At 70.4% G+C, this 8132-nt stretch carries 6 protein-coding genes; all 6 read right to left on the bottom strand.

Translation table 11 applies throughout. The features are described from left to right. Positions 1–78: 78 nt before the first annotated feature. On the bottom strand, positions 79–2502 hold the full coding sequence (locus ACFWB8_RS35915) for a RelA/SpoT family protein (RefSeq protein WP_385237170.1): 2424 nt from the start codon (positions 2500–2502) through the stop codon (positions 79–81). Positions 2503–2748: 246 nt separating this feature from the next. Then, positions 2749–3303 carry an adenine phosphoribosyltransferase gene (locus ACFWB8_RS35910; RefSeq protein WP_385237167.1) on the bottom strand — a complete coding sequence of 185 codons (555 nt, stop codon included), beginning with the start codon at positions 3301–3303 and terminating at the stop codon, positions 2749–2751. Then, positions 3300–4355 (bottom strand): protein translocase subunit SecF, encoded by a 1056-nt coding sequence (secF, locus tag ACFWB8_RS35905; RefSeq protein ID WP_385237164.1) that lies wholly within the window; start codon positions 4353–4355, stop codon positions 3300–3302. Before secF ends, ACFWB8_RS35910 begins: the two co-directional genes overlap by 4 nt. A 3-nt stretch (positions 4356–4358) precedes the next feature. Next, complete coding sequence (gene secD, locus ACFWB8_RS35900) at positions 4359–6158, bottom strand: protein translocase subunit SecD (RefSeq protein ID WP_385237161.1); 1800 nt, start codon at positions 6156–6158, stop codon at positions 4359–4361. 153 nt (positions 6159–6311) lie between these two features. Continuing rightward, positions 6312–6785: a preprotein translocase subunit YajC gene (gene yajC, locus ACFWB8_RS35895; protein ID WP_385237158.1), complete on the bottom strand. Its 474-nt coding sequence runs from the start codon at positions 6783–6785 to the stop codon at positions 6312–6314. 163 nt (positions 6786–6948) lie between these two features. Then, positions 6949–8028, bottom strand: a complete 1080-nt coding sequence (gene ruvB, locus ACFWB8_RS35890; RefSeq protein ID WP_385237155.1) for a Holliday junction branch migration DNA helicase RuvB — start codon at positions 8026–8028, stop codon at positions 6949–6951. Between the last annotated feature and the right edge of the window lie 104 nt (positions 8029–8132).

Below are 8132 nucleotides of genomic sequence, written 5' to 3'. Positions count from 1 at the left end.
CTCGTGCGCTGATCGACTTGTGCCGGTGGGCGCCACCCCCTCGGGGGGTGGCGCCCACCGTCGTGTGCGGGTCCGGGGCTACGGCCTGCGGGCCGAGGTCACCCGGTAGACGTCGTAGACGCCCTCGACGCCGCGTACGGCCTTCAGGACGTGCCCCAGGTGCTTCGGGTCGCCCATCTCGAAGGTGAACCGGGAGGTGGCCACCCGGTCCCGGGAGGTCTGCACGGCCGCCGAGAGGATGTTCACGTGCTGGTCCGACAGGACGCGGGTGACGTCCGACAGCAGCCGGGACCGGTCCAGTGCCTCGACCTGGATGGCGACCAGGAAGACGGAGGACTGGGTGGGCGCCCACTCGACCTCGAGCATCCGCTCGGGCTGCTGGGAGAGCGAGTCGACGTTCACGCAGTCCGCGCGGTGAACCGATACGCCGCTGCCGCGCGTGACGAAACCGATGATCGGGTCGCCGGGCACCGGGGTGCAGCAGCGGGCGAGCTTGACCCACACGTCGTCGACGCCCTTGACGACGACGCCGGGGTCGGCGTTGTTGCGCCGCTTGTTGCGGCCCCGCGCGGGCGGGATGCTCTCCTCGATGTCCTCGTTGGCCGCTTCCTCGCCGCCGAGGGCCTGGACCAGCTTCTGTACGACGCCCTGCGCGGCCACGTGGCCCTCGCCGATCGCCGCGTACAGGGAGGAGATGTCGGGATAGCGCATCTCGTGCGCGAGGGTGACGAGCGAGTCGCCCGTCAGGATGCGCTGGATCGGCAGGTTCTGCTTGCGCATGGCCCGCGCGATGGCGTCCTTGCCGTGCTCGATGGCCTCGTCGCGGCGCTCCTTGGAGAACCAGGCGCGGATCTTGTTGCGGGCCCGCGGGGACTTGACGAAGCCCAGCCAGTCGCGGGACGGGCCGGCGCCCTCGGCCTTGGAGGTGAAGACCTCGACCAGGTCGCCGTTGTCGAGGGTCGATTCGAGCGGCACGAGCCGCCCGTTGACCCGCGCTCCTATGGTGCGGTGGCCGACCTCGGTGTGGACGGCGTACGCGAAGTCGACGGGCGTGGCCCCGGCCGGCAGCGCTATGACGTCGCCCTTGGGGGTGAAGACGAAGACCTCGTTCTGGGAGAGGTCGAAGCGCAGCGAGTCCAGGAACTCGCCCGGGTCCTCCGTCTCCTTCTGCCAGTCCAGCAGCTGGCGCAGCCAGGCCATGTCGTTGACGGTGTCCTGGCCGGCGCTGCCCTTGGCGGCCTGCGGGACGTCGGTGCGCACCTTGGAGGTGCCGGCGACGGTCTGCTGCTTGTACTTCCAGTGCGCGGCGATGCCGTACTCGGCGCGGCGGTGCATGTCGAAGGTGCGGATCTGGAGCTCGACCGGCTTGCCGCTGGGTCCGATGACCGTCGTGTGGAGCGACTGGTACATGTTGAACTTGGGCATCGCGATGTAGTCCTTGAACCGGCCGGGGACCGGGTTCCACCGCGCGTGCACCGTGCCGAGGGCCGCGTAGCAGTCCCGTACGGTGTCGACGAGGACTCGGATGCCCACCAGGTCGTAGATCTCCGCGAAGTCGCGGCCACGGACGATCATCTTCTGGTAGACGCTGTAATAGTGCTTGGGCCGGCCGGTGACGGTGGCCTTGATGCGGGCGGCTCTGAGGTCGGTCTGCACCTCGTCCGTGACGACGGCGAGGTACTCGTCCCGCTTGGGGGCCCGCTCGGCGACCAGCCGGACGATCTCGTCGTACATCTTGGGGTAGAGGATCGCGAAGGCGAGGTCCTCCAGCTCCCACTTGATGGTGTTCATGCCCAGGCGGTGCGCCAGCGGGGCGTAGATCTCGAGGGTCTCGCGGGCCTTCTTCTCCTGCTTCTCCCGCTTGAGGTAACGCATGGTGCGCATGTTGTGCAGGCGGTCGGCGAGCTTGATGACCAGGACGCGCGGGTCCTTGGCCATGGCGACGACCATCTTGCGGACGGTCTCGGCCTGGGCGGCCTCGCCGAACTTGACCCGGTCGAGCTTGGTGACGCCGTCGACGAGCAGGGCGACCGCGTCGCCGAAGTCGCGCCGGAGGTCCTCCAGGCCGTACTCGGTGTCCTCGACGGTGTCGTGCAGCAGACCGGCCATCAGGGTGGCGGGGTCCATGCCCAGCTCGGCGAGGATCGTGGTCACCGCGAGCGGATGGGTGATGTAGGGGTCGCCGCTCTTGCGCTTCTGGCCGCGGTGCCAGCGCTCCGCGACCTGGTACGCCTGCTCGATCTGGCGCAGCGTCGCCGTCTCGATCTTCGGGTCGTTGCTGCGGACTATGCGGAGCAGGGGTTCCAGTACCGGGTTGTACGGGTTGGAGCGCTGCGCACCGAGGCGGGCCAGGCGGGCGCGCACCCGGTTGGAGGACCCGGCCGACTTCGCGGGCACGGGCTTGACCGGCGGGGCCGGCGGGGGCGTGGCGGCGGCCGCCGCGGCCTGCTCGGCCTGCGGGTCGGGCTGCGCGGCGGAGATTGGCTGGACCTCGTCTGGCAAGAGCGCTCCTCAAGCGGATCCGGTGCCCGTGTTCCGGTCCGGACAACCCATCGTAGCGAGGGTTGCCTCCCCCCGTTCCCCGAGCCTCTCCCGCTGGGGTCCACCGCCGCGGGTCCGCCCCTGGGGCTCCGCGCCAGACCCCGTGCCCCACACGCCGACGGGACTGGTTCGTGGCTGACGCCGCACGCACGAGCGGCGGGCACCCGGGAGAACCCGGATACCCGCCGCTCGGCACAGCAGGGTCGGTCAGACCACGATCAGCGCGTCCAGCGGAGCCCCCGCGAGGGGCCCGGCCAGTCGCTCCCGACCCGGCAGGAACGACAGCTCCATCAGGACCGCGACCCCGGCGACCTCCGCCCCGGCCCGCCGGATCAGCTCCAGCGAGGCCCCGGCGGTACCGCCGGTGGCGAGGACGTCGTCGATGACCATGACCTTGTCACCGGCCGCCAGGTCCTCCGCGTGGACCTCGATCTCCGCGGACCCGTACTCCAGCTCGTACGACTGCGCGAGCGTCGCGCCCGGCAGCTTTCCGGCCTTGCGGACCGGCACGAAGCCGATGCCCGCCTGCACGGCCACCGGAGCCGCCAGGATGAATCCCCGCGCCTCCAGACCGACGATCTTCGTCGCCCCGTACCGGCCTGCCAGCTCCACCAGCGCGTCCGTCAGCGCGGCGAACGCCTTCGGGTCCGCCAGCAGCGGCGTGATGTCCTTGAACATCACCCCCGGCTTCGGGTAGTCCGCCACGTCCTTGATCCGGCCGAGCAGCAGCTCGCGAACCTCGGCGGACAGCGGGCCCGTCACCGGCGCCGTCCCGACCGGCCCTGCGCCACGACCTGCGGCGCGTCCTCGGTGTCGGCGCCGCCCTCGGCCGACTCGCCCTTGGCCGCCGCGGCCGCCCGCTTCGCGAGCACCCGCTTCCTCAGCGCCTTCATGGCCGGCTCGCGCTCCTTGAGGTCCACGACCAGCGGGGTCGCGATGAAGATCGAGGAGTACGCACCGGCGGCGAGGCCGACGAACAGCGACAGCGAGATGTCGTTCAGCATGCCGGCGCCCAGGAAGCCGCCGCCGATGAACAGCAGGGCCCCGACCGGGAGCAGCGCCACCACGGTGGTGTTGATCGAGCGGACCAGCGTGCCGTTGATGCTGCGGTTGGCGATCTCGCTGAACGTCCAGCGGGTCTGCTTGGTGATGTCCTTCGAGCCCTCCTTGAGACCGTCGAAGACGACGACGGTGTCGTAGAGGGAGTAACCGAGGATCGTCAGCAGACCGATGACCGTACCCGGGGTGACCTCGAAGCCGACCAGCGCGTACACGCCGACCGTGATCGTGAGGTCGTGGATCAGCGCGATGAGGGCCGCGATCGCCATCCGCCACTCGAAGGCGATGGCCAGGTAGATCACCACGAGGACCATGAACACGCCGAGGCCGGTCCAGGCCTTGTTCGCGATCTGCTCGCCCCAGCTCGGGCCGACCAGGTCCGCGTTGATCTGGCCCTCGGTGACCTTGAGGTCGGTCGCGAGCTGCTTCTTCACGCCGGCCGCGGAGTCGGTGTCCAGACCCGAGATCTGGATGCGCAGGCCCCCCGTGCCGAGCCCCTGGACGGTCGCGTCGTGGCCGGAGGCCTTCTCCGCGGCCTCGGTCGCCTTGGCGACGGAGACGCCCGTCTTCGGGGTGGTGAAGACGGCACCACCCTTGAACTCGATGCCCATGTTGAGGCCCTGAACGGCCAGGGCCACGATCGCCGTGATGGTGATCAGGATGGAAACGCCGTACCAGACGAAGCGCTTGCCGACGAAGTCGTAGCCGACCTCACCGCGGTACAGCTTGGCGCCGAGATCTCCGAGCTTCGACATCTCTCACGCCTCCTTTGCGTCGACGGGAGCGGAGACGGTCGCGGCGGCAGCGCCGGAGCCGCTGCGACGCGAGCGTCGCAGCGGGGGCTGGGCGCCCAGTCGCTTCGGGTCCAGCCCGGACCACGGGTGACCGCTGGAGAAGAACTTCGTACGGGCCAGCAGCGTCATGACCGGCTTGGTGAAGAGGAACACCACGACCACGTCGAGCAGGGTGGTCAGACCCAGGGTGAAGGCGAAGCCCTGCACCTTGCCGACGGTGACGATGAAGAGCACCGCGGCCGCCAGGAACGACACGAAGTCGGAGACCAGGATGGTGCGCCGGGCACGCGGCCAGGCACGCTCGACGGCCGGACGCAGGGTGCGGCCCTCGCGGATCTCGTCACGGATGCGTTCGAAATACACGATGAAGGAGTCGGCGGTGATGCCGATCGCCACGATCGCTCCGCAGACGGCGGGCAGGTTCAGCGCGAAGCCGATGCCCTTTCCGAGCAGCGACATGATCGTGTAAGTGAGGACGCCCGACACCATGAGGCTGATGATGGCGATGAACGCCAGGCCCCGGTAGTACGCCAGCAGGTAGATCACGACCAGCGCGAGGCCGATCGCACCGGCGATCAGGCCGGCCTTCAGCTGCTCGCCGCCGAGCGCGGCGGTGACGGTGGTGACGCTGTCCTCCTGGAAGGACAGCGGCAGGGCGCCGTACGACAGCATGTTGCCCAGGTCCTGGGCGGACTGCTGGGTGAAGCCGCCGGAGATCTCCGCGTTGCCGCCGGTCAGCGCCTGGCTGACGGACGGGTCGGAGATGACGTCGCCGTCGAGCACGATGGCGAACTGGTTCTGCGGGGACTGCTTGGCCGCCAGCTCACCGGTGATCTTGGCGAACTTGTCGGCGCCCTTGTCGGTGAACTGCATCGTGACGATCCACGCGCCGCGCTGCGGGTCGATGACGCCCTTGGCGTCCTTGACGTCCTGGCCGTTGACCGCGGCCGGGCCGAGCACCCACTTGGCCCAGGTGGCGCCGCGCTTGCCACAGGCGAGCGTCGGGTCCTCGGGCTTGACGTTCTTGCCGACGGCGGCGCGCTGCGCCTCGTTGCTGCAGTCCAGCGCGGCGAACTTCGCCTGCAGGTCGGCCACGGCCGCGTCGTTCGCCGCGGGCGCGGACGGGGTCGGAGCCTTGGTGTCGTCTGCCTTCTTCGACTCGCTCGCCGAGGGCGAGGGAGTGGGGGCGTTCGGGGCCTTGAGGGCCTCACTGAGCGCACGGCCCTGGGAAGTGGCGCTGGACGACGGGGTGGCCGACGGGGAGGACTTTCCGTCCTGCGCCTTCGGAGAGCCGGAACCGCTCGCGGAGGGGCTCGGGGAGCCGCTCGGCGTGGCCTCGGGGGCGATCGGGCCACCGTCCGCCACCGCGAGGACGGGCCGGAAGTACAGCTGGGCGGTCGTACCGACCTGGTCGCGCGCCTGCTGCTCGTTCGACCCCTTGGGGATGTTCACGATGATGTGGTCGCGGCCCTGCGTCTGGACCTCGGCCTCCGACACGCCGAGACCGTTGACGCGGCGCTCGATGATGCCGACCGCCGTGTTCATATTGGTCTCGTTGACGGCGCTCTCTTTGCCGGGCTCGCTCTTGGCCTTGAGCGTGATGCTCGTACCGCCCGCGAGGTCGATGCCGAGCCGGGGGGTCGTCTGACCAGTGAGGAACATCCCCGCGGTGAGCGCCACCATCGCGATCAGGATGAAAGCCAGGGCACGCCCCGGCCTCCCCTGAGCCCCCGTGGGCCGCCGGCCCTTCTTCGGTGCTGCCACCTTGTCGTATCTCCCTGTCCAACCATCCCGCGCCGGGTCAGCGCGCGGACGGCCACGAAATGTGTGGTGGGGACCCCTGCCCCCCGCAGAAGTATCACTGTCGGGGACCGCGGTGGCCGCCGGTCCGGCGCCCCCGCGATCCCCTGCCGGGCGCTACTTCGCGCCGGCCTCGCCGTCAGCCTTGCCGTCGCCCGGCTTCTCGTCCTTGGGCTCGTCCTGCTTGCCCAGGTCGAGCTTGGGGGCCTCGCCCTCGCCCTCGTCCTTCGTCAGGTCCGTCTTCGGGCCCTCGGTCAGGGAGGACGCGTCGTCGGGGACGGCCGGCGGGTCGATCGTCGGGTCATCGGTCGCGCCGTGGACGATGCGGTTGTACTCCGCGTCCTCGAGGACGGCGCCGATGGCGTTCTTCGCGAACATCGCGTGCACGCCGGGAGCCACCTCGAGGGTGACCGTGTCCTCACCGATCTCCTTCACCGTGGCGTACATGCCGCCGATGGTGCGGACCCCGGTGCCGGGCGTCATGTGGTCGCGCATCTGCACGGCCGCCTGCTGCTTCTTCTTCGCGGAACGGGTCATCAGGAACATCGCGCCGATGAGCACGATGAACGGGAGGAGTGTCATGAGACTCACGGGCGGAGATCCTTCGCACGACCGCACGGGAGACGGCCTATTTCTACGGGGGTGGGCACGCCGACCCGAAGGGTCGGCATCGGCGGAGTCTAGGCGAGTCCGCACCGATGGAACAACGCCCAGCATGGCATCGCAGTTCCTGACGGGGCGAACCTCCGCGCCGTCAGGCTCCGAACAAGCCCGGTTGCCCCCCGGTTCCGCCGCCACCGTGCTGCGGCGGGACAAGTCCCAGGTGAGCCCATGCGGCGGGCGTCGCGACCCGCCCGCGGGGGGTCCGGGCCAGCAGTCCCTCCCGTACGAGGAACGGCTCGGCCACCTCCTCCACCGTCTCGCGCTCCTCCCCGACCGCGACGGCCAGGGTTGACAGGCCGACGGGTCCGCCTCCGAAGAGCTTGAGCAGCGCCTCCAGGACGGCCCGGTCCAGCCGGTCGAGCCCGCGCACGTCGACCTCGTAGACCTGCAGGGCGGTGCAGGCGACCTCGCGGGTGATCACCCCGTCGGCCCTCACCTGGGCGTAGTCGCGCACCCGGCGCAGCAGGCGGTTGGCGATACGGGGGGTGCCGCGTGAGCGTCCCGCGATCTCCGCGGCGCCGGCGGTGTCGATCTCGACGTCGAGGAGCCGGGCGGAGCGGTGGATGACGCGCTCCAGTTCCTCGGGGACGTAGAACTCCATGTGGCCGGTGAAGCCGAAGCGGTCGCGCAGGGGCGGGGGCAGGAGGCCGGCCCGGGTCGTCGCCCCGACGAGGGTGAAGGGCGGCAGCTCCAGCGGGATCGCCGTCGCGCCGGGGCCCTTGCCCACGATCACGTCGACCCGGAAGTCCTCCATGGCCATGTACAGCATCTCCTCGGCGGGCCGGGACATGCGGTGGATCTCGTCGAGAAAGAGGACCTCGCCCTCCTGGAGGGAGGAGAGGATGGCGGCGAGGTCGCCGGCGTGCTGGATGGCGGGGCCGGAGGTGATGCGGATGGGCGCGCCCATCTCGGCCGCGATGATCATGGAAAGCGTGGTCTTGCCGAGGCCGGGGGCGCCGGAGAGCAGGACGTGGTCGGCGGTGGCGCCGCGCTGGCGGGCCGCCTTGAGGACGAGGTCCAGCTGCTGGCGGACCTTCTCCTGGCCGACGAATTCGCCGAGGTCCTTGGGGCGCAGGGCCGCCTCGACGGCGGTGTCCTCGCCGTCGGCGGCGGCCGCGACGAGTCGCTCGGCGTCGGCATCGGCGTCGGTGGTCTCGTCGTCCCAGTTCACGGTGTCAGTCTGCCTTTTCGGTGTGCGCGGTGGTCTGTCGGGTGCGGCGCCGCTGCGGGGGCTCCGCCCCCGAACCCCCGCGCCTCAAACGCAGGCGTTTGGGG

It is taken from the genome of Streptomyces sp. NPDC060031 (assembly GCF_042736805.1).
Lineage (GTDB): Bacteria > Actinomycetota > Actinomycetes > Streptomycetales > Streptomycetaceae > Streptomyces.
The sequence above is the reverse complement of the archived record's forward strand: the minus strand, read 5'-3'. Positions and strand labels throughout refer to the sequence as shown.